This window comes from Skermanella mucosa, assembly GCF_016765655.2.
GTDB lineage: Bacteria > Pseudomonadota > Alphaproteobacteria > Azospirillales > Azospirillaceae > Skermanella > Skermanella mucosa.
On the sequence record NZ_CP086106.1, the window covers coordinates 4,290,088 to 4,310,202 of the forward strand.

The 20,115-nt window shown below is 66.9% G+C and carries 13 protein-coding genes and 3 tRNA genes; 1 reads left to right on the forward strand and 15 read right to left on the reverse strand.

From position 1 onward, the window contains the following. Positions 1–3: 3 nt before the first annotated feature. The 14 genes from JL100_RS19910 to JL100_RS19975 form a co-directional block, all read right to left on the reverse strand. Positions 4–993, reverse strand: a complete 990-nt coding sequence (locus JL100_RS19910; protein WP_202679351.1) for a DUF1186 domain-containing protein — start codon at positions 991–993, stop codon at positions 4–6. Positions 994–1,091: 98 nt separating this feature from the next. Beyond that, entirely contained in the window at positions 1,092–3,050 is a 1,959-nt protein-coding gene (locus JL100_RS19915; protein WP_202679352.1) for an O-linked N-acetylglucosamine transferase, SPINDLY family protein, read from the reverse strand. A 97-nt stretch (positions 3,051–3,147) separates the two neighbouring features. Then, complete coding sequence (rpoC, locus tag JL100_RS19920; protein WP_202679353.1) at positions 3,148–7,341, reverse strand: DNA-directed RNA polymerase subunit beta'; 4,194 nt, start codon at positions 7,339–7,341, stop codon at positions 3,148–3,150. Positions 7,342–7,522: 181 nt separating this feature from the next. Next, on the reverse strand, positions 7,523–11,713 hold the full coding sequence (gene rpoB / locus JL100_RS19925) for a DNA-directed RNA polymerase subunit beta (RefSeq protein WP_202679354.1): 4,191 nt from the start codon (positions 11,711–11,713) through the stop codon (positions 7,523–7,525). 261 nt (positions 11,714–11,974) lie between these two features. Beyond that, entirely contained in the window at positions 11,975–12,349 is a 375-nt protein-coding gene (gene rplL, locus JL100_RS19930; protein ID WP_158046461.1) for a 50S ribosomal protein L7/L12, read from the reverse strand. A gap of 48 nt (positions 12,350–12,397) precedes the next feature. Further along, complete coding sequence (rplJ, locus tag JL100_RS19935; RefSeq protein ID WP_202679355.1) at positions 12,398–12,928, reverse strand: 50S ribosomal protein L10; 531 nt, start codon at positions 12,926–12,928, stop codon at positions 12,398–12,400. A gap of 300 nt (positions 12,929–13,228) precedes the next feature. Next, on the reverse strand, positions 13,229–13,945 hold the full coding sequence (gene rplA, locus JL100_RS19940) for a 50S ribosomal protein L1 (RefSeq protein WP_202679356.1): 717 nt from the start codon (positions 13,943–13,945) through the stop codon (positions 13,229–13,231). 5 nt (positions 13,946–13,950) lie between these two features. Further along, entirely contained in the window at positions 13,951–14,379 is a 429-nt protein-coding gene (rplK, locus tag JL100_RS19945) for a 50S ribosomal protein L11 (protein ID WP_202679357.1), read from the reverse strand. A 167-nt stretch (positions 14,380–14,546) separates the two neighbouring features. Next, positions 14,547–15,077 (reverse strand): transcription termination/antitermination protein NusG, encoded by a 531-nt coding sequence (gene nusG / locus JL100_RS19950; RefSeq protein ID WP_201078600.1) that lies wholly within the window; start codon positions 15,075–15,077, stop codon positions 14,547–14,549. A gap of 4 nt (positions 15,078–15,081) precedes the next feature. Then, complete coding sequence (gene secE / locus JL100_RS19955) at positions 15,082–15,231, reverse strand: preprotein translocase subunit SecE (RefSeq protein ID WP_246148307.1); 150 nt, start codon at positions 15,229–15,231, stop codon at positions 15,082–15,084. Positions 15,232–15,397: 166 nt separating this feature from the next. Beyond that, positions 15,398–15,473, reverse strand: a tRNA-Trp gene (locus JL100_RS19960). Between the two features lie 155 nt (positions 15,474–15,628). Then, positions 15,629–16,819 (reverse strand): elongation factor Tu, encoded by a 1,191-nt coding sequence (gene tuf / locus JL100_RS19965; RefSeq protein WP_201073040.1) that lies wholly within the window; start codon positions 16,817–16,819, stop codon positions 15,629–15,631. Positions 16,820–16,910: 91 nt separating this feature from the next. Beyond that, a tRNA-Gly gene (locus tag JL100_RS19970) sits at positions 16,911–16,984 on the reverse strand. Between the two features lie 76 nt (positions 16,985–17,060). Beyond that, positions 17,061–17,146 (reverse strand) — tRNA-Tyr (locus tag JL100_RS19975). 125 nt (positions 17,147–17,271) lie between these two features. On the opposite strand from JL100_RS19975, the gene rlmB reads away from it, so the two are divergent. Beyond that, on the forward strand, positions 17,272–18,117 hold the full coding sequence (rlmB, locus tag JL100_RS19980) for a 23S rRNA (guanosine(2251)-2'-O)-methyltransferase RlmB (RefSeq protein ID WP_202684236.1): 846 nt from the start codon (positions 17,272–17,274) through the stop codon (positions 18,115–18,117). Between the two features lie 24 nt (positions 18,118–18,141). On the opposite strand, the gene JL100_RS19985 is transcribed toward rlmB, so the two are convergent. Continuing rightward, positions 18,142–20,091 carry a bifunctional 2',3'-cyclic-nucleotide 2'-phosphodiesterase/3'-nucleotidase gene (locus JL100_RS19985; protein ID WP_202684237.1) on the reverse strand — a complete coding sequence of 650 codons (1,950 nt, stop codon included), beginning with the start codon at positions 20,089–20,091 and terminating at the stop codon, positions 18,142–18,144. Positions 20,092–20,115 lie beyond the last annotated feature (24 nt).

Sequence of the window (20,115 nt, forward strand, 5' to 3'; positions counted from 1 at the left end):
CGCTTATTTCCACTGGCCGCAGCACCTCTTGAACTTCCGGCCGCTACCGCAGGGACAGGGGTCGTTGCGGCCGACATACCGGTACGGATTCAAGACGGTCTGCTGACCGCCGACGCCGATGGACGGCATCCCCGGAAAAGCCATGGCGGGATAGCCGGGTGCATCCCATCCCGCCAGTGCAGGTTCGCCCTGACGCAGGGTCCGGGCGATCCGGGCGACCTCCTGGTCGATCTCCTCCTCGGCGGCCTCACCTTCCCAATCGTCGCGGATCGTCCAGTCCCGGAGTTCGGTGACGGTATCGCCGAACGGCGTGTATTCGTCGTTGATCCCGACCAACAGCTCCCCGGCCTGGGCATCGGCCAGGATCCGCTCGAAATCCTCCCGGGACAGGAACTGCGGATCGATGATCCCGGCACAGAAACTCTGCTCGACCGCGTCGCGCAGCTCGGTGAAGCCCATCTGCGCGATCAGTTCCGCCCAGCCGGACGACACGACGCCGTCGCCGTCACCGGCCAGATTCCCCTGCAGGCGTCGAAGATAGTCCGACAGGGCGGACCGCTCGATCCGGCCGGCGACCGTCAGCATGCCCAAGGTGTCGAGCATGCGCCGCCTGACATGGCAGTCCGCGGCGGGATTCTCGACGAGATCCATCAGCGGGGCCGGATCGCCATCGAACAGGTTGAACATCACGCGATGTGCCGTCACGGTGATGGCATCGCCCAGCAGCGTATCGACCTTCTCGGAGTCCTGCGCCAGCAGTCCCGCGACCGTCCGGTAGGCCGAGGTCGCGCGCCAGGACCCGAGCAGATGCACGGCCAGGAACAGCAGGCCTTCTTCCCCGGCAAGCGCCGGCGTCGGCGTGTCGTTTGCCCGCGCGACGACCCCGGTCAGGATCGGAACCATCTCGTCGCGCCGGGACGCGGCTTCGCCAACGGCTTCGACCGGAACGGTCGTCGCTTCCCTGAATGCAGAGATGATCTGCTCGGTCTCCATGGCTTCCCCCTTTGCGCCGGCCGCAGTTTAGCAGCAAGCCGGCCGGGGTGAAGGCCCTCGCGACATTTATCCTCAACTTGCGCCCTCAGCTTGCGCCCTCAACTTGAGCAGTGCCGCCGCCACATCATGCGGTACGCCGCTTCCAGACCGCGGGTGAAACCCGCGCCGTCGCACAGCGGCGAATCGGCCATGCGGTTGCGAAGGCCAGCCCGCAGGCGGGCCAGGGCTTCACGGTCCCGCGACAGCGCGGCGGCGATCCGGACATAGCCGTCCGCGTCGGCTGCGGCCCATTCCGGGTGGCCCAGCACCGTCACATGGCTCAGGCTGTGCCGGGAGCAGAACCGCCGGCCCGGCAAGGTGACGACCGGCACCCCCATCCACAGCGCCTCCAGGGTCGTGAGGCCGCCCGAGTAGGGAAACGGGTCCAGGGCGATGTCGACTCCGGCATAGGCCGCCAGCATGTCCGCATGACCGCCGCCCTGCCCCAGCTCCAGCCGGTCGGCATCGATTCCGGCCTGCGCGAACCGCGCCGCGACAGTGCGGCGGAGGTCAGGGCAGCGGAGCTCCCGCGTGTTGAGGAACAGGCGGCTGCCGGGCACCGCATCGAGAACCCCGGCCCACAGGGCGATGACGCCGTCCCGGACCTTGGCGAGCCGGTTGAAGCAGCCGAAGGTGACATGGCCCGAGCCCAAGGCCGGCAGCGGCGCCACGGCAGGGGCATAGGCGGGAGGGCCGTACGGGACGTAACCCCCGGGCAGCCGGACGATGCGTTCGGTGTGAAGCTCCTCCGCCCCGGCGGGGCACTGCCGGGGATCGCCGATCAGCCAGTCCATGGCAGGGAGGCCCGACGTGCCGATCAGCCCGCCCCAGGTTGCCAGGACCGGAGCCGGGGTCCGGGCGAACACCCCAAGGTGGTTGTGGGCAGTGTGGCCCGAGAGATCGACCAGCAGGTCGATCCCGTCCGCCCGGATCCGCCCGGCGAGCGCCGCATCGTCCATGCCCAGGGTCGAGAACCAGGAGTCGCAGTGCCGACGCAGGTGATCGGTCACCTCATCCTCGACCACCCGGCCCGAATAGGCATGCACTTCCACCGTCGCCCGGTCATGGTTCGGCAGGACCGGCGAGAGGAACCAGCCGACCGGGTGCCGTCCGAAATCGGCGGAGACATAGCCGATACGGAGCCGCCGGTCGGGGTCGCGCCCCCGATCCGGCCGGGGTTCCGACAGGCTCGACATGCCGGCCCCCCAAATGCGCAACTGCGCGGCAAGGTCCCGGTCGCCGACCGTGGGCGAGAGATGGAGGGCGTAGAGCCGGTTCTCCGTGGCGCCGCGATGATCCGGCTGCCGTTCCAGCGCCCGGTCATAGGCGTGGACGGCGGCATCGGGATCGCCGGCATCGATCAGGACATTGCCCAGCTGCACCAGCGCCGAGGCATCGGCCGGCTCGATCGCCGCCGCGCGACGCGCGGCATCGACCGCCCGCCCGACCAGGCCCGCGGAAGCCAGGGCGATGGAGAGCGTGGTATAGGTCGCCGCATGGTCGGGCCGCACGGCCGCCGCACGCTCGGCGAAGGCCAGCGCCTCCCCGGTCCGTCCCAGGCGGTTCAGCACGGTGGCGAGGTTGGCGAGGGCATGGCCATGCTCCGGCGCCACCATCGCCGCGCCTTCGAGCACGCCGGCGGCATCGTGCAGGTGCCCGGCTTCCATCAGGGCGCAGCCGAAATCGTTCAACACGCCCGCATCGTGGGGAGCGAGTCCGGCCGCAGCGCGGTAATGGGAAAGCGCGCCGTCCCGGTCTCCGCGCTTGTCCAGCAGCAACGCCAGCGTCCGCCGCCCGTCCGCCGAGTCCGGGCACAGGACTACCGCCCGCTCCAGCAGGTCGATGGCCTCGTCGGCTCGCCCCTGCTGGTGTCGCAGCAGTCCGAAGAAACGGAGCAGGTCGGCATGGCCCGGATGGACGGCGAGGAGGCTTCGGTAGGCGGCCTCCGCCTCGTCCAGCCGGCCGGCGCGGTGAAGGGCGAGCGCATCCTCCAGGCTCATGGCCGATGTCGTTCCCATGCCTCGCGTCCTCCCCGCCCGATAGGGTTTCAACGAAAAAGGCCGCCCCGGTTTCCCGGAGCGGCCCTTTCCCCATGCTTGGCGTCGGTCCCGCGGCTTACGCCACGTTGGGCCGGTTTTCCGGCAGGCCCGGCATGACGCTCTCGCTGCCGTCGTGCTCGATCGGGGTGGTCTCCCGGTCGCGCTCGGCGGCGATCTGCTTCAGGCGGTTGACCACCGAACCGGTACCGGCCGGGATCAGGCGACCGACGATCACGTTCTCCTTCAGGCCGTCCAGGTTGTCCACGCGGCCCGAGACGGCGGCCTCGGTCAGCACGCGGGTGGTTTCCTGGAACGACGCGGCGGAGATGAACGACTTGGTCTGCAACGAAGCCTTGGTGATGCCCTGGAGCACCGGCCGCGCCTTCGCCGCACGGAGCTGCACGCCGTCGGCGCCGGCTTCCGCGATGACCTTCTCGTTCTCGATGTCGAACTCCTGACGGTCCACCTGCTCGCCCACCAGGAAGGTGGTGTCGCCCGCGTCCTCGATCTCGACCTTCTGCAGCATCTGGCGGACGATCACCTCGATGTGCTTGTCGTTGATCTTCACGCCCTGCAGCCGGTAGACCTCCTGGATCTCATTGGTGAGGTAGGCGGCCAGCGCCTCCACACCCATGACCGCCAGGATGTCGTGCGGAACGGGGTTGCCGTCCATCAGCAGGTCGCCGCGCTGGACGAAGTCGCCTTCCTGGACCGAGATGTGCTTGCCCTTGGGGATCAGATACTCCTTGGGCTGCTCGCTCTCGTCGTTGGGAACGACCACGATCCGGCGCTTGGTCTTATAGTCCTTGCCGAACTCGACCCGGCCGTCGGTCTCCGAGATGATCGCGAAGTCCTTCGGGCGGCGGGCCTCGAACAGTTCGGCCACGCGCGGCAGACCGCCGGTGATGTCACGCGTCTTGGAGCCTTCGCGCGGGATGCGGGCCAGCACGTCGCCCGCCCGCACGCGGGCACCGTTCTCGATCGACAGGATGGCGTCGACCGACATGTAGTAGCGCGCTTCCATGCCGTTCGGCAGCTTGACCACGTCGCCGGTCTCGTCCCGCAGGGTGATGCGCGGACGGAGGTCGGCACCGCGGGGCTGCTGGCGCCAGTCCACCACCACCTTGCTGGAGATACCGGTCGCCTCGTCCATGACCTCGCGGACGGACACGCCCTCGATCAGGTCCACGTAGTTGGCGATACCCTCGCGCTCGGTGATGATCGGCAGGGTGTACGGGTCCCATTCGGCCAGCTTGCGGCCGCGCTCGACCTTCTCGCCCTCGGCCGCCAGCAGCTTGGCACCGTAGGGAATACGGTGACGCGCCTTCTCGCGGCCCTGGTCGTCCACCAGCACCAGCTCGCAGTTCCGGCCCATGACGACCGGCACGCCCTCGGAGTTCAGAACCACGTTGCGGTTCTTGATCTGAAGGGTCGCGTCGAACGCCGCCTCGACCGAGGACTGCTCGGCACCGCGCTGGGCGGCGCCGCCGATGTGGAAGGTACGCATGGTCAGCTGGGTGCCCGGCTCGCCGATCGACTGGGCCGCGATGACGCCCACCGCCTCGCCGACGTTCACCAGGGTGCCGCGGGCCAGGTCGCGGCCGTAGCACTTGGCGCACACGCCGTCCCGGGTGTGGCAGGTCAGGACCGAGCGGATCAGCACCGAGTCGATGCCGGCCTGCTCGATCGTGTCCACCAGCGCCTCGTCGATCAGCTGGCCGGCACCGACGACGACTTCGCCGGTCAGCGGGTTTTTCAGCTCGACGGCCGTGGTGCGGCCCAGGATCCGGTCGGCCAGCGGCGAGATCACCTCGCCGCCCTCGATCACGGCCTTGACGGTGATGCCGTCGGTGGTGCCGCAATCGACCTCGACGATGATCGCGTCCTGCGCCACGTCGACCAGACGGCGGGTCAGGTAGCCCGAGTTCGCCGTCTTCAAGGCGGTGTCGGCCAGACCCTTACGGGCACCGTGGGTGGAGTTGAAGTACTCCAGCACGGTCAGGCCTTCCTTGAAGTTCGAGATGATCGGCGTCTCGATGATCTCGCCCGACGGCTTGGCCATCAGGCCGCGCATGCCGGCCAGCTGCTTGATCTGGGCGGCCGAGCCACGCGCACCGGAGTGCGCCATCATGTAGACCGAGTTGATGCCCTGGCCCGGACGGTCCTTCTTGATCACGTCCATCATGGCGTTGGCCACCTTCTCGGTGGTTTCCGACCAGACGTCGACGACCTTGTTGTACTTTTCGCCCTGGGTGATCAGGCCGTCCAGGTACTGCTGCTCGTACTCCTTGACCCGCTCCTGCGCGTCGGCGACCAGCGCCTGCTTCTCCGGCGGGATGACCATGTCGTCCTTGCCGAACGAGATGCCGGCGCGGCAGGCGTGGCCGAAGCCCAGCTTCATCAGCCGGTCGGCGAAGATCACCGTCTCCTTCTGGCCGCAGTGGCGGTAGACCAGATCGATGACGTTGGTGATCTCCTTCTTGGTCAGCAGGCGGTTGATGACCGAGAACGGGACCATCTTGTTGCGCGGCAGGATCTCGGACAGCAGCATGCGGCCCGGGGTAGTCTCCACCCGCACGGTGATGGGATTGCCCTCGTCGTCGATGGTCCTGTAGCGCGCCTTGACGCGGGCGTGCAGGGTGACCGCCTTGGCGTCCAGGGCCTGCTGGATCTCGCCGATGTTGGCGAAGGCCATGCCCTCGCCCTTCTCGCCGGGCCGGTCCATCGTGATGTAGTACAGGCCCAGGACGATGTCCTGGCTGGGCACGATGATCGGCTTGCCGTTGGCGGGCGACAGGATGTTGTTGGTCGACATCATCAGGACGCGCGCTTCGAGCTGGGCTTCCAGCGACAGCGGCACGTGGACCGCCATCTGGTCGCCGTCGAAGTCCGCGTTGAAGGCGGTGCAGACCAGCGGGTGAAGCTGGATCGCCTTGCCCTCGATCAGCGTCGGCTCGAACGCCTGGATGCCCAGGCGGTGCAGGGTCGGCGCGCGGTTCAGCAGGACCGGGTGCTCGCGGATGACCTCCTCGAGGATGTCCCAGACCTCCGGCCGCTCCTTCTCCACCATGCGCTTGGCCGCCTTGATGGTCGAGGCCATGCCGTACAGCTCGAGCTTGGCGTAGATGAAGGGCTTGAACAGCTCAAGCGCCATCTTCTTCGGCAGGCCGCACTGGTGAAGCTTCAGCTCCGGGCCGACCACGATGACCGAACGGCCGGAATAGTCGACGCGCTTGCCGAGCAGGTTCTGTCGGAAACGGCCCTGCTTGCCCTTCAGCATGTCGGACAGCGACTTCAGCGGACGCTTGTTGGCGCCCGTGATGACGCGGCCGCGGCGGCCGTTGTCGAACAGGGCGTCGACCGCCTCCTGCAGCATGCGCTTCTCGTTGCGCACGATGATGTCCGGCGCCTTCAGCTCGATCAGCCGCTTCAGGCGGTTGTTCCGGTTGATCACGCGGCGGTACAGGTCGTTGAGGTCCGAGGTCGCGAACCGGCCGCCGTCGAGCGGGACCAGCGGACGCAGCTCGGGCGGGATGACCGGGATCACGTTCAGGATCATCCATTCCGGCCGGGAACCGGATTCCTGGAACGCCTCAATCAGCTTCAGCCGCTTGACCAGCTTCTTGCGCTTGGCTTCGGAGTTGGTCTCGCGCAGCTCGTCGCGGCAGGTGATGCGCTCCTGCTCCAGGTCGATCTGGGACAGCATGTGGCCCAGCGCCTCGGCGCCGATCTTGGCCTCGAACGAGTCGTCGCCGTACTCTTCCTGCGCGGAGATATACTCCTCCTCGCCGAGGAGCTGGTGCAGCTTCAGCGGGGTCAGGCCGGGCTCGACCACCACGTAGTTCTCGAAATAAAGGACCCGTTCCAGATCCTTCAGCGTCATGTCGAGCAGCAGGCCGATGCGGCTCGGCAGGGACTTCAGGAACCAGATGTGCGCCACCGGCGAGGCCAGCTCGATATGGCCCATGCGCTCGCGGCGCACCTTGGACAGGGTGACCTCGACGCCGCACTTTTCGCAGATGATGCCGCGGTACTTCATGCGCTTGTACTTGCCGCACAAGCACTCGTAATCCTTGATCGGACCGAAGATGCGGGCGCAGAACAGCCCGTCGCGTTCCGGCTTGAAGGTACGGTAGTTGATGGTCTCCGGCTTCTTGATCTCGCCGAAGGACCAGGAGCGGATCCGCTCGGGGCTCGCGATCGAGATGCGAATCTGATCGAAGCTCTGCGGGCCCTGGACCTGGCCGAAAATATTCATCAACTCGTTCATGAACCTCTCCCCTGAGCGGGGCCGGCCCCTCGGGCCGGCTGAGAGCGGCGGATGGAAATCGAGGTATCCGCCGTCTGATTATGTCTCGAACAGCAGTCCACCGGTCGCGTTCCGGATGGGAACGGGCCGGACGGGCGCGGACGGGGGCGGCTATCGCCGCGCCCGCCCGGAACCCTGCGGGTCAGTAGGCCCGTTGGTTCAGCTCGACATTCAAGCCGAGCGAACGCAGCTCCTTGACCAGGACGTTGAACGATTCCGGGATACCGGCCTCGAAGTTGTCGTCGCCGCGGACGATCGCCTCGTAGACCTTGGTACGGCCGGACACGTCGTCGGACTTGACCGTGAGCATTTCCTGCAAGGTGTAGGCGGCACCGTAGGCTTCCAGCGCCCAGACCTCCATCTCGCCGAACCGCTGCCCGCCGAACTGGGCCTTTCCGCCCAGCGGCTGCTGGGTGACCAGGCTGTAGGGGCCGATCGACCGGGCGTGGATCTTGTCGTCCACCAGGTGGTGCAGCTTCAGCATGTAGATGTAGCCGACGGTCACCTTGCGGTCGAACGCCTCGCCGGTCCGGCCGTCGACCAGCGTGCTCTGGCCCGACTGGTCCAGGCCCGCCATCTCCAGCATGCGGCAGATGTCGTCCTCCCGCGCGCCGTCGAAGACCGGGGTCGCGAAGGGGACGCCGATCCGCAGGTTACCGGCCAGCTCCAGCAGTTCCTTGTCCGACAGGTCGGCGATATCGGTGTCGTAGGCCTTGCCGTAGACCGCCTTCAGCTTGTCCTTCAGCTCGGCGATGACCTTGGTCATGCCGTCGTCGGAGCTGCGCTTGGCCGCCGAACGGTAGGTCTGGACCATCTGGTCGATCTGGCGCCCGAGCCCGGCCGCGGCCCAGCCCAGGTGGGTCTCCAGGATCTGCCCGACATTCATGCGCGACGGCACGCCCAGCGGGTTCAGCACGATGTCGACCTGACGGCCGTCTTCCAGGAACGGCATGTCCTCCTTGGGAATGATCTTGGAGATCACGCCCTTGTTGCCGTGCCGGCCGGCCATCTTGTCGCCCGGCTGGAGCTTGCGCTTCACCGCGACGAAGACCTTGACCATCTTCATCACGCCGGGCGGCAGCTCGTCGCCGCGCTGCAGCTTCTCGACCTTGTTCTCGAACCGGGCCTGCAGGGCGTCGATCGAGTCGTCGAACACCTTGCCGACCTGCTCGATGGTCTCCATCACCTGCTCGTTCTCGACGCTGATCTGGCGGGTCTGGCCGCCGGTCAGGGGGGCGAGATCGGCTTCGGTGATGTCCGATCCGGTGCGGAAGCCCTTGGGGCCGCTGACGGCCTTCTGGCCGATCAGGAGCTCGCGGAGGCGGCCGTAGAAGCTGCGCTCCAGGATCTTGCGCTCGTCGTCGCGGTCCTTGGCCAGACGCTCGATCTCGGCGCGCTCGATCGCCATCGCGCGCTCGTCCTTGTCCACGCCGCGGCGGGAGAAGACTCGGACCTCGACGATGGTGCCGGCGACGCCGGGCGGCAGGCGCAGCGACGTGTCGCGCACGTCGGACGCCTTCTCGCCGAAGATGGCGCGCAGCAGCTTCTCTTCCGGCGTCATCGGGCTTTCGCCCTTCGGAGTCACCTTGCCGACCAGGATGTCGCCCGGCTTCACCTCGGCACCGATATAGACGATGCCCGCCTCGTCGAGGTTCTTCAGGGCCTCTTCGCCGACGTTCGGGATGTCGCGGGTGATCTCCTCCTGGCCAAGCTTGGTGTCGCGGGCCATGACCTCGAACTCCTCGATATGGATCGAGGTGAAGACGTCGTCGCTCACGATCCGCTCGGAGATCAGGATCGAATCTTCGAAGTTGTAGCCGTTCCAGGGCATGAACGCGACCAGCACGTTCCGGCCCAGGGCCAGCTCGCCCAGCTGGGTCGAGGGGCCGTCGGCGATGATGTCGCCGGCCTGCACCCGGTCACCCACGCGCACCAGCGGACGCTGGGTGATGCAGGTGTTCTGGTTCGACCGCTGGAACTTCAGCAGGTTGTAGATATCGACACCGGGGGCGGCCGTGTTGGTCTCCTCGGTGGCGCGGATCACGATGCGGGTGGCGTCGACCTGGTCGATCACGCCCGACCGGCGGGCCGCGATCGCCACGCCCGAATCCCGGGCGACGGTCGCTTCCATGCCCGTGCCGACCAGCGGCGCGTCGGACTGGATCAGGGGCACCGCCTGCCGCTGCATGTTCGAGCCCATCAGCGCGCGGTTGGCGTCGTCGTTCTCCAGGAACGGGATCAGCGCCGCGGCGACGGAAACGAGCTGCTTGGGCGACACGTCGATCAGGCTGATCGCCTCGGGGCGGAACATCAGGTACTCGCCGCCCTGGCGGCAGGACACCAGGTCCTCCACGAAGCTGCCGTCCTCGTTCAGCTCGGCGTTGGCCTGGGCGACCGTGTAGCGGCCCTCCTCCATCGCCGAGAGATAGACCACCTCGTCCGTCACCTTGCCGTCCACGACCTTCCGGTACGGGCTCTCGATGAAACCGTACTGGTTGACGCGGGCGTAGGTGGCCAGCGAGTTGATCAGGCCGATGTTCGGGCCTTCCGGCGTCTCGATCGGGCAGATCCGGCCATAGTGGGTCGGGTGGACGTCGCGCACCTCGAAGCCGGCACGCTCGCGGGTCAGGCCGCCCGGCCCGAGGGCCGACAGGCGCCGCTTGTGGGTGATCTCCGACAGCGGATTGGTCTGGTCCATGAACTGGGAGAGCTGCGACGACCCGAAGAACTCGCGCACGGCGGCGGCCGCCGGCTTGGCGTTGATCAGGTCGTGCGGCATGACCGTGTCGATCTCGACCGAGCTCATGCGCTCGCGGATCGCCCGCTCCATGCGCAGCAGGCCGACACGGTACTGGTTCTCCATCAGCTCGCCGACCGAGCGGACCCGGCGGTTGCCCAGATGGTCGATGTCGTCGATCTCGCCCCGGCCGTCCTTGAGCTCGACCAGGACCTTGAGGATCGAGAGGATGTCTTCCTTACGGAGCACCCGCACCTGGTCGTCGGTCTTGAAGCCCAGGCGCGCGTTCATCTTGACGCGGCCGACCGCGGACAGGTCGTAGCGCTCCTGGTCGAAGAACAGGCCGTTGAACAGCGCCTCGGCGGACTCCAGGGTCGGCGGCTCGCCCGGGCGCATGACCCGGTAGATGTCGATCAGCGCGTCCTCGCGGGACGCGTTGCGGTCCGCCGCCATCGTGTTGCGGATGTACGAGCCGACATTGATATGGTCGATCGCCAGCACGGGAATCGAGCTGATCCCGGCCTTTTCCAGCTTCTCGATGTCGACCAGCGACAGCTCGTCGCCGGCCTCGTGGTAGACTTCGCCGGTCTTCTCGTTGATCAGGTCGGCGGCCAGGTAACGTCCGGCCAGCTCCTCGGTCGCGACGAGCTGCTCTTCCAGGCCCTGGTCGACCAGCTTGCGGATCGCCCGCGGGGTCATCTTGGTGCCGGCCTCGGCCATCACCGCGCCGGTCTTGGCGTCGATCAGGTCGCCGACCAGCTTGATGCCCTTCATGCGATCGGCATTGAACGGGGTCTTCCAGCCGTTGGCGGCCCGCTCGTAGACGATGCTGTCGTAGAAGGTGCCGAGGATCTCCTCCTTCGACATGCCCTGGGCCTCGTAGGGCTGCAGGCCCTGGGCTCCGCGCTCCTCGCGCAGGGCGGCCGTTTCCGCGCTGTCCAGGGCGAACAGCAGCGTGGTGGCCGGCAGCTTGCGGCGGCGGTCGATACGGACGAACACGAGGTCCTTGGCGTCGAACTCGAAGTCCAGCCAGGAACCGCGGTAGGGGATGACGCGGGCGGCGAACAGGTACTTGCCGGAGCTGTGGGTCTTGCCCTTGTCGTGGTCGAAGAAGACGCCGGGGCTGCGGTGCATCTGGCTGACGATGACGCGCTCGGTGCCGTTGATCACGAAGGTGCCGTTGGCCGTCATCAGGGGCATGTCGCCCATGTAGACGTCCTGCTCCTTGATGTCGCGGATCGAACGGAGACCGGTTTCCTCCTCGACGTCGAAGACGCTGAGGCGCAGGGTTACCTTCAGCGGCGCCGCGAAGGTCATCCCGCGCTGCTGGCACTCTTCAACGTCGTATTTCGGCTGTTCCAGCTCGTACTTCACGAAGTCGAGCACGGCGCGGTCGGAGAAGTCCTTGATCGGGAAAACAGACCGGAACACCTCCTGCAGACCCACATTGCCGCGGCGTTCGGGCGGGACGTCCATCTGGAGGAAGTGATCGTAGGAGCTCCGCTGCACCTCGATGAGGTTTGGCATGCGGGTTACCTCGGGGATCCTCCCGAAGCTCATGCGAACACGCTTACGTCCCGTAAAGGATTTGGCCATGGATGCCCCTCGTAGACTCATCCGATTTGTGCGTCCCCAAGGGACGCGAATCGGTGCCGCAGCCTTTCCGTTAACCTTACGGAAGGTTGCGCACCGTATACTATGTCATGTCCGTCGCCATACGCCGCGCGGCAAACACCGGGCACCATACGACTTCCGCCAGAAAACGCATACAACGCCGTTCGACGGCATGCCCCCCTTTCGGGGAGCAGGCCGTCGTCAAGCGCTTGAATATGAACTCTGTCGTTCAGCAAGACGGTCTTACTTAATGTCGACCGTCGCGCCCGCTTCTTCAAGCTGTTTTTTGATCTTGGCGGCCTCGTCCTTGGACACGGCCTCCTTGACCGCCTTCGGCGCGCCTTCCACCAAGTCCTTCGCCTCCTTGAGGCCCAGGCCGGTGATGGCGCGGACTTCCTTGATGACGTTGATCTTCTTCTCGCCGGCGGCGGAGAGGATCACGTTGAACTCGGTCTGCTCTTCGACCGGCGCGGCGGCGGCGGCCGGGGCGGCGGCAGCGGCGGCCACCGGAGCGGCGGCGGAAACGCCCCACTTCTCTTCGAGCATCTTCGACAGCTCGGCCGCCTCGAGGACGGTCAGAGCGGACAGGTCGTCAACCAGCTTGGCCAGATCAGCCATTTTGAACTCCGTTTTGAGCTTGAACTTCTGTTTAGATCGTAAGGAGGCTTACGCCGCCTCGTCCTGCTTGTTCTGGGCGTCGGCATAGGCCGCGAGAACGCGGGCCACCTGGCCACCCGGAGCCTGAAGCACGCCTGCGATACGGGTCGCGGGAGTGTTGATCATGCCCAGGAGCTTGCCGCGCAGCTCGTCGAGCGACGGCAAGGACGCGAGCGCCTTGACACCTTCGACGTCGAGGGTCTGGGTGCCGAGAGAGCCGCCGACAATCTTGAACTTGTCGTTGCCCTTGGCATAGTCGGCGGCCACCTTGGCGGCCGCGACCGGGTCCTTCGAGTAGGCGACCGCGGTCGGCCCCTTGAACAACCCGTCCAAACCTTCGAACTGCGTACCCTTGAGGGCGATGCGAGCGAGCCGGTTCTTCGTCACCTTGAAGCTGGCGCCCGCAGCGCGCATCTTGCGGCGCAGGTCCGTCACCTCGGCCACCGTCATCCCGCTCTGCTGGGTGACGACGACGAGACCGGTGTCCTGCAACGCAGAGTGCAACGCCGCGACCGTCTCTTCCTTCTGAGTGCGGTCCACGGATCGTCTCCGTTGCTAAATGGCATGGGCGCCCTCGACCTTGAGGAAGCCCCTGCCGTGCAGACAATTGGAACCCCTCCCCGAGTGAGTGGGGGGAACGGCTCCGGTTTACCTGTCCCAGAAGTTCAAGCCGTCAGTTCCGGCCGGGGCCCTACCCGTCCGGTAATCGGTTGCAACTCCCGTCTATGCAGGCGAATCTTAGGCCGGCGGACCGGCACCTGCAGTCTCGGACAGGGCGGACGGTGCGGACACCGTCCTGACGGCGGCGGTCCCGGTCGCCCGGTTCCGCCGCCATGTCCCTTACGCGTTGGCGGTGGTGCCCGCCGCGGCGATGGTCGAGAGATCCAGCTTCACGCCCGGACCCATGGTCGAGCTGAGCGCGATCTTCTCGATGTACTGGCCCTTGGCGCCCGTCGGCTTGGCGCGGTTGATCGCGCCGACGAAGGCCCGGATGTTCTCTAGCAGCGCGTCGTCGCTGAAGCTGGCCTTGCCGACGCCGGCATGCACGATGCCGGTCTTTTCGGCGCGGAACTCCACCGAACCGCCCTTGGCCGCCTTGACGGCCTCGGTCACGTTCGGGGTCACCGTGCCCAGCTTCGGGTTCGGCATCAGGCCGCGCGGACCCAGGATCTTGCCGAGCTTGCCGACCACGGCCATCATGTCCGGGGTGGCGATGCAACGGTCGAAGTTGATCTCGCCGGCCTGGATCTTCTCGGCCAGATCATCCGCGCCGACGATGTCGGCCCCGGCCGCCAGGGCCTCCTCGGCCTTGTTGGCGCGGGCGAACACCGCGACGCGCACGGTCTTGCCGGTGCCGTTCGGCAGGGTGACCATGCCGCGGACCATCTGGTCGGCGTGGCGGGGGTCGATGCCCAGGTTCATCGCGACCTCGATGGTCTCGTCGAACTTGGCGGTCGCCTTGGACTTGATCAGCCGAAGGGCGTCTTCCAGCGGCATGAAGCCGTCGCGGTCGATGCCCTGGTAGGCGTTCTTGAGACGCTTTCCGATACGTGCCATGGTCTTTACTCCACCACTTCCAGGCCCATGGAACGGGCGGAGCCCGCGATCATCTTGGCGGCGCCGTCAACGTCGTTGGCGTTGAGGTCGACCATCTTCGTCTGCGCGATCTCGCGGATCTGATCCATCGAGATCTGGCCGATGAAGCCCTTGCCGGTCGTCTGCGAGCCCTTGGCGATCCCGGCGGCCTTCTTGATGAAGTAGGTCGCGGGCGGGGTCTTCGTGACGAAGGTGAAGGTACGGTCGCCGAACGCGGTGATCACGACCGGGATCGGCATGCCGACTTCCAGGTCCGCGGTCCGCGCGTTGAACGCCTTGCAGAACTCCATGATGTTCAGGCCGCGCTGACCCAGCGCCGGACCGATCGGCGGCGACGGGTTTGCCTTGCCGGCCGGCACCTGGAGCTTGATGTAGCCGATAATCTTCTTTGCCATCGTAGTACCTCTCGAAATGGTCCTAGACGGACCATGTCGCAACCCTCGGAACAGTCACCACAGGGTTGCAGGGCGCGCGGTACGGCCATGGCGAGCCTCCCGCACAATGCCGCCGGGACGCCGTGGCGTTCCGACAAACGGAACGCCGGAGCGTCCCGACACCGGGATCAGATCTTCTCGACCTGCCCGTATTCCAGTTCCACCGGAGTGGAGCGGCCGAAGATCGACACCGCGACCTTGAGCCTGGCCTTTTCCTCGTCCACTTCCTCGACCATGCCGGTGAAGGAGGTGAAGGGGCCGTCGTTGACCCGGACCTGTTCCCCGACCTCGAAGGTGATCGACGGCTTGGGCCGCTCGATACCCTCCTGGACCTGGTAGATGATCCGCTCGGCCTCGGACTGGCTGATCGGCTGCGGCTTCCCGCCGCCGCCCAGAAAGCCGGTGACCTTCGGCGTGTTCTTGACGAGACTCCAGGTCTCGTCGCTCAGTTCCATCTTCACCAGGACGTAGCCGGGAAAGAACTTCCGCTCGGCGTTGACCTTGGCACCCCGGCGCACCTCGACCACTTCCTCGGTCGGGACCAGGATTTCCTCGAACATCTCGGCGAGGCCCTTCTGGGCGGCCTTCTCGCGGATGCCCTGCGCGACCTTCTTCTCGAAGCCCGAATAGACGTGAACGACGTACCAGCGCATCGCCATGACTTCAGACTCCCAGGCCGAGAATCGTGCGGACGCCCAGCGCCAGCACCTGATCGACCAGCAGGAAGAACAGGGACGCGGCGATGACCATCACGAACACCATGCCGGAGGTGATCGTCGTTTCCTTGCGCGTCGGCCAGGTAACCTTGGCCACCTCGCGCCGGACTTCGCGAGCGAATTCTGCAGGGTTCTTTTTAGCCATCGCGGTTGGGCCGCCAGTCTCACTTAAGTACAGCCGTCGCCATCGAGGCGCCGGCCAGAAATTCAGATCGTCACGGCCTTTGCCGTCATCGCCTGCTCGGATGTCCGCCTGCCAAGAGTGGCAGGAGTGGAGGGGCTCGAACCCCCAACCCCCGGTTTTGGAGACCGGTGCTCTACCAATTGAGCTACACTCCTACGGCGCCCGTCCGCCGGACTTTGCCCCTGAGCCGGAGACGCTGCCGTCTCGACTTCGGGGTGGCGGGGGGTTTTATCGGATCCTTCGGCAACAATCCAGCGAAAAGGCCGCCGCCGGAAAATAATTCTCCGGCGGCGGCCAGATCCGCGGAACCTTACTTGATGATGCTGGCGACGACGCCGGCGCCGACGGTGCGGCCGCCCTCGCGGATGGCGAAGCGCAGGCCTTCGTCCATGGCGATCGGGGCGATCAAGGTGACGGTCATGGCGACGTTGTCGCCGGGCATCACCATCTCGGTGCCTTCCGGCAGCGCCACCATCCCGGTCACGTCGGTGGTCCGGAAGTAGAACTGCGGACGGTAGTTGGTGAAGAACGGCGTGTGCCGGCCGCCCTCTTCCTTGGTCAGGATGTAGGCCTCGGCCTTGAACACGGTGTGCGGCGTGATCGAGCCGGGCTTGGCCAGCACCTGGCCGCGCTCGACGTCCTCGCGCTTGGTGCCGCGCAGCAGGGCGCCGATGTTGTCGCCCGCCTGGCCCTGGTCGAGCAGCTTGCGGAACATCTCGACGCCGGTCACGGTGGTCTTGACCGTGTTCTTCAGGCCGACGATCTCGATTTCCTCGCCGACCTTGACGATGCCGCGCTCGACGCGGCCGGTCACCACGGTGCCGCGGCCCGAGATCGAGAACACGTCCTCGATCGGCATCAGGAACGGACGGTCGACCGGGCGCTCCGGCTGCGGGATGTACTCGTCCACCGCGGCCATCAGCTTGAGCACGGCTTCCTTGCCGATCTCCGGGCTCTTGTCCTCAAGCGCCATCAGCGCCGAGCCATGGACGATCGGAATGTCGTCGCCGGGGAAGTCGTAGCTGCTCAGCAGCTCGCGCACTTCCAGCTCGACCAGTTCCAGCAGCTCGGGGTCGTCGACCATGTCGACCTTGTTCAGGAACACCACGATCGCCGGGACGCCGACCTGGCGGGCCAGCAGGATGTGCTCGCGGGTCTGCGGCATCGGGCCGTCGGCCGCGGAGACCACCAGGATCGCGCCGTCCATCTGCGCGGCGCCCGTGATCATGTTCTTCACGTAGTCGGCGTGACCCGGGCAGTCGACGTGGGCATAGTGGCGGTTGGCCGTCTCGTACTCGACGTGGGCCGTCGAGATCGTGATGCCGCGGGCCTTCTCCTCCGGCGCCTTGTCGATCTGGTCGTACGCGGTGAACGTCGCACCGCCCGTCTCGGCCAGAACCTTCGTGATCGCAGCCGTCAACGAGGTCTTGCCGTGGTCGACGTGACCGATCGTGCCGATGTTGCAGTGCGGCTTGGTCCGCTCAAATTTCGCCTTCGCCATCGCTCTTTCTGTCCCCGCGGCTTTAGCCGACATCCATCCGAAGATCAAAAAACCACATGTACCGGAGCCGGCGGCCGTCGTCGTCGAGGAATGGAGCGGGTGAAGGGAATCGAACCCTCGTCACCAGTTTGGAAGACTGGAGCTCTACCATTGAGCTACACCCGCCCGAACCATTTCCTGACGGCGCCATCGACACCGGTCTGCCGATCCCGGCCGGAGGATCCGGCCATGATGGCAGAGATGGTGGAAGGGGCTGGATTCGAACCAGCGTACGCTATCGCGGGCAGATTTACAGTCTGCTGCCTTTAACCACTCGGCCACCCTTCCAACCGCCCCGGTCGCCCGGGACGGAGATGCGCACTATGGTAATTTCGCTCCCATTGTCAACGGCTAAAGATGGCCGAACTCAACGCTGGCGTCGTAATTCGAGCCGGGGCAAAGTCTGCTCCATCATGACCAGACGCAAGCCGCCCCGCCCCGCCCAGCCCTCCCCGCAGCCTTCCCATCAGGCCCCGGCTCCCCCGGACCGCAGGCGCAAGCCCGGCGGTGCCCAGTCGGGCCGCCCCGGCCTGCTGTTCGGGCTCCATCCGGTCGCCGCCGCCTGGACCAACCCGGACCGGCGCTGCAGCCGCCTGCTTGCCACGGAGGCCGGCCTGGCGAGCCTCGCCGGCGCCATCGAGCAGGCGCGGGCGGCCGGGCTGGAACGGCCCAAGCCGACCATGACGGAGCGGACCGACCTGGACCGCCTGCTGCCCCCCGGGGCCGTCCACCAGGGGCTGGTGCTGGATGCCGCACCCCTGCCGGAAGTGGACCTGGAGGACATCGTCCGCCAGGGATCGATGAAGGACGGCGACGTCATCGTCGTGCTGGACCAGGTGACCGACCCGCACAACGTGGGCGCCATCCTGCGTTCCGCGGCAGCCTTCGGGGCCAGCGCGGTGGTCCTGCCCGACCGCAACGCGCCGGAGCTGACCGGCACGCTGGCGAAAAGCGCTTCCGGCGCCGCGGAGGTCGTGCCCCTGGTGCGGATCGTCAACCTCGCCCGCTCGCTGACCGAGCTGCGCGAGGCCGGCTACTGGTGCGTCGGGCTGGACGAATCGGGCGCCCGGACCCTCGCCCAGATGAGTCTCCAGGGCCGGGTGGCGCTGGTGCTGGGCGCCGAGGGCAGCGGGCTGCGCCGCCTCACCATGGAGCGCTGCGACGAGATAGCCCGGCTGCCGACCGGCGGCCCGATCGGCAGCCTGAACGTGTCCAACGCGGCGGCGGTGGCGCTCTACGAGCTGGCCCGGCTGCGCTGAACGGCGGCTTCCGACCGGGACGGCCTACCGGGACAGGTCGATCCGGTACTTGGCGAAGCCGTCGGCGGCCTCGCCGAGCGCGCTGATCCGGCTGCCGGCGGGGATCGCCTCCTTCGCCTTGGGCGAGGAGGTGAAGGTCACCACCGCGTCGCCGCCGATCGGGCCGAGCGACCAGTTGCCGTCGGACGCCGGGTCGATGGTCCTGCGGTCGAAGATATAGTTGACCAGCGCCGTGCGGTTCTCGTCCGGAGCTTCCAGGATGATGTTGGAGCCGTCGAGGCCGGGGAACTTGCCGCCGCCCCCGGCCCGGTAGTTGTTGGTCACCACGACGAACCGCCTCGACTCGTCGATCGGCCTGCCCTCGAAGGCCAGGTCCTTGATGCGGTGCGAGGTCGGCGCCACGATCTTGCCGTCGCCGTCGTAGCGGGCCGGCTGCGACACGTCGATCCGGTAGGTCACGCCGTCGATGACATCGAAGTTGTAGCTGGGAAAGGACGGGTTCAGCAGCGCCTGCTCGCCCGCCTGCGCCGGGTCGATCCGGTTGAAGGCGCCCGCCGACATCTCCAGCCATTCCCGCACCTGGGCGCCGGTCACCACCACGGCGCGCAGGGTGTTGGGATAGAGATAGAGGTCGGCCGCGTTCCGAATCGCGATCCGCCCGGCCGGAATGTCGGTGTAATAGTCCGGACCACCGCGCCCGCCGGCCTTGAAGGGCGCCCCGGCGGATAGTACCGGCAGTCCTTCGTACTCGGTGCCGGCCAGCATCCGCTTGGCGTACCAGGTCTGCGCGTTCGTCACGATCTGGACGGAAGGGTCGTCCTGGACCAGGGCGAAATAGCTGTTGATCGGCGCCGTCGTCTCGCCGATCGGCTGCCGGACATAGGCCAGCGTCGCCTCGTGGTCGGCCTTCAGCGCCTCGACGATGGCGGGGTCCGACTCGACCAGCGCCACCTTCTGCTTGTCCCGGGTCTCCCAGATCGGCCGCACCGACGACACCGCGTCGGCGACCGACCATTTGCCGCCCTCCTCCTTCAGGGTCAGGTCGATCAGGCCCAGGTGGCTGCCCCAGAACCCCGGCATCACCACCGGAACGCCGCGGACCTTGCCCTTCGCCATGTCGGTGTCGGGCAGTCCGGCGAAGTCCGGGCCGGGAAAGACCTTGTGCTGGTGCCCGGTGAGAATCGCGTCGATGCCCTGGACCCCGGCGAGGTACCAGGTCGCGTTCTCCTCCCCGCCGACCCGCGGTTCGGCCGACAGGCCGCTGTGGCTGAGGGCGACGACGATGTCGGCCCCCTTGGCGCGCAGCTCGGGCACGTATTTGCGGGCGGCCTCAACGATGTCGGTGGTGGCGACCTTGCCCTCCAGGGCGGCCTTGTCCCAGGTGGTGATCTGGGGCGTCACGAACCCGATGACGCCGATCTTCAGGGCATGGGCCTGCCCCGCCTCGTCCACCACCTGCCGGGTCAGGATCTCGTAGGGCTTGAAATAGGGCTGGCCGTCGCCCGCCCGCTCCACGTTCGCCGCCACGATCGGGAAGGTGGCGCCGCCCTGGGCATCGGCCAGGAAGCCGAGCCCGTAGTTGAACTCGTGGTTGCCGACCGTGCTGGCGTCGTACTTCAGAAGGTTCATCGCCCGGTAGACGGGATGGACGTCGCCGCGCCTCAGGCCGCGCTCGCGGGCCACGAAATCGCCGAGCGGATTGCCCTGGATCGCGTCGGCATTGTCGAGCAGCAGGCTGTTCTTCGCCTCGTCGCGGGCCTTCGCGATCAGCGTGGCGGTGCGCGCCAGCCCGACCGTGACGTCCTCCTTGTCCGAATAGTAGTTGTAGGGCAGCACGTTGACATGCAGGTCGGTGGTGCCGAGCAACCGCAGCCGGACGGTGGCGTCGGCCAGGGCGCCGGTGGCGAAGCACGTGGCGGTCAGACATGTCGTGGCGCCGAGGGTCAGCGCGAACAGGAAGCTTCTACGGTCCATCTCAACTCCCGGAGGGGCGGAACG

What these genes read in the sequence shown, in the direction of transcription:
- JL100_RS19910 (WP_202679351.1), bottom strand. Translation starts at nt 993, where the DNA reads ATGGAGACCGAGCAGATCATCTCTGCATTCAGGGAAGCGACGACCGTT.
- JL100_RS19915 (WP_202679352.1), bottom strand. Translation starts at nt 3,050, where the DNA reads ATGGGAACGACATCGGCCATGAGCCTGGAGGATGCGCTCGCCCTTCAC.
- rpoC (WP_202679353.1), bottom strand. Translation starts at nt 7,341, where the DNA reads ATGAACGAGTTGATGAATATTTTCGGCCAGGTCCAGGGCCCGCAGAGC.
- rpoB (WP_202679354.1), bottom strand. Translation starts at nt 11,713, where the DNA reads ATGGCCAAATCCTTTACGGGACGTAAGCGTGTTCGCATGAGCTTCGGG.
- rplL (WP_158046461.1), bottom strand. Translation starts at nt 12,349, where the DNA reads ATGGCTGATCTGGCCAAGCTGGTTGACGACCTGTCCGCTCTGACCGTC.
- rplA (WP_202679356.1), bottom strand. Translation starts at nt 13,945, where the DNA reads ATGGCACGTATCGGAAAGCGTCTCAAGAACGCCTACCAGGGCATCGAC.
- rplK (WP_202679357.1), bottom strand. Translation starts at nt 14,379, where the DNA reads ATGGCAAAGAAGATTATCGGCTACATCAAGCTCCAGGTGCCGGCCGGC.
- nusG (WP_201078600.1), bottom strand. Translation starts at nt 15,077, where the DNA reads ATGGCGATGCGCTGGTACGTCGTTCACGTCTATTCGGGCTTCGAGAAG.
- tuf (WP_201073040.1), bottom strand. Translation starts at nt 16,819, where the DNA reads ATGGCGAAGGCGAAATTTGAGCGGACCAAGCCGCACTGCAACATCGGC.
- rlmB (WP_202684236.1), top strand. Translation starts at nt 17,272, where the DNA reads ATGACCAGACGCAAGCCGCCCCGCCCCGCCCAGCCCTCCCCGCAGCCT.
- JL100_RS19985 (WP_202684237.1), bottom strand. Translation starts at nt 20,091, where the DNA reads ATGGACCGTAGAAGCTTCCTGTTCGCGCTGACCCTCGGCGCCACGACA.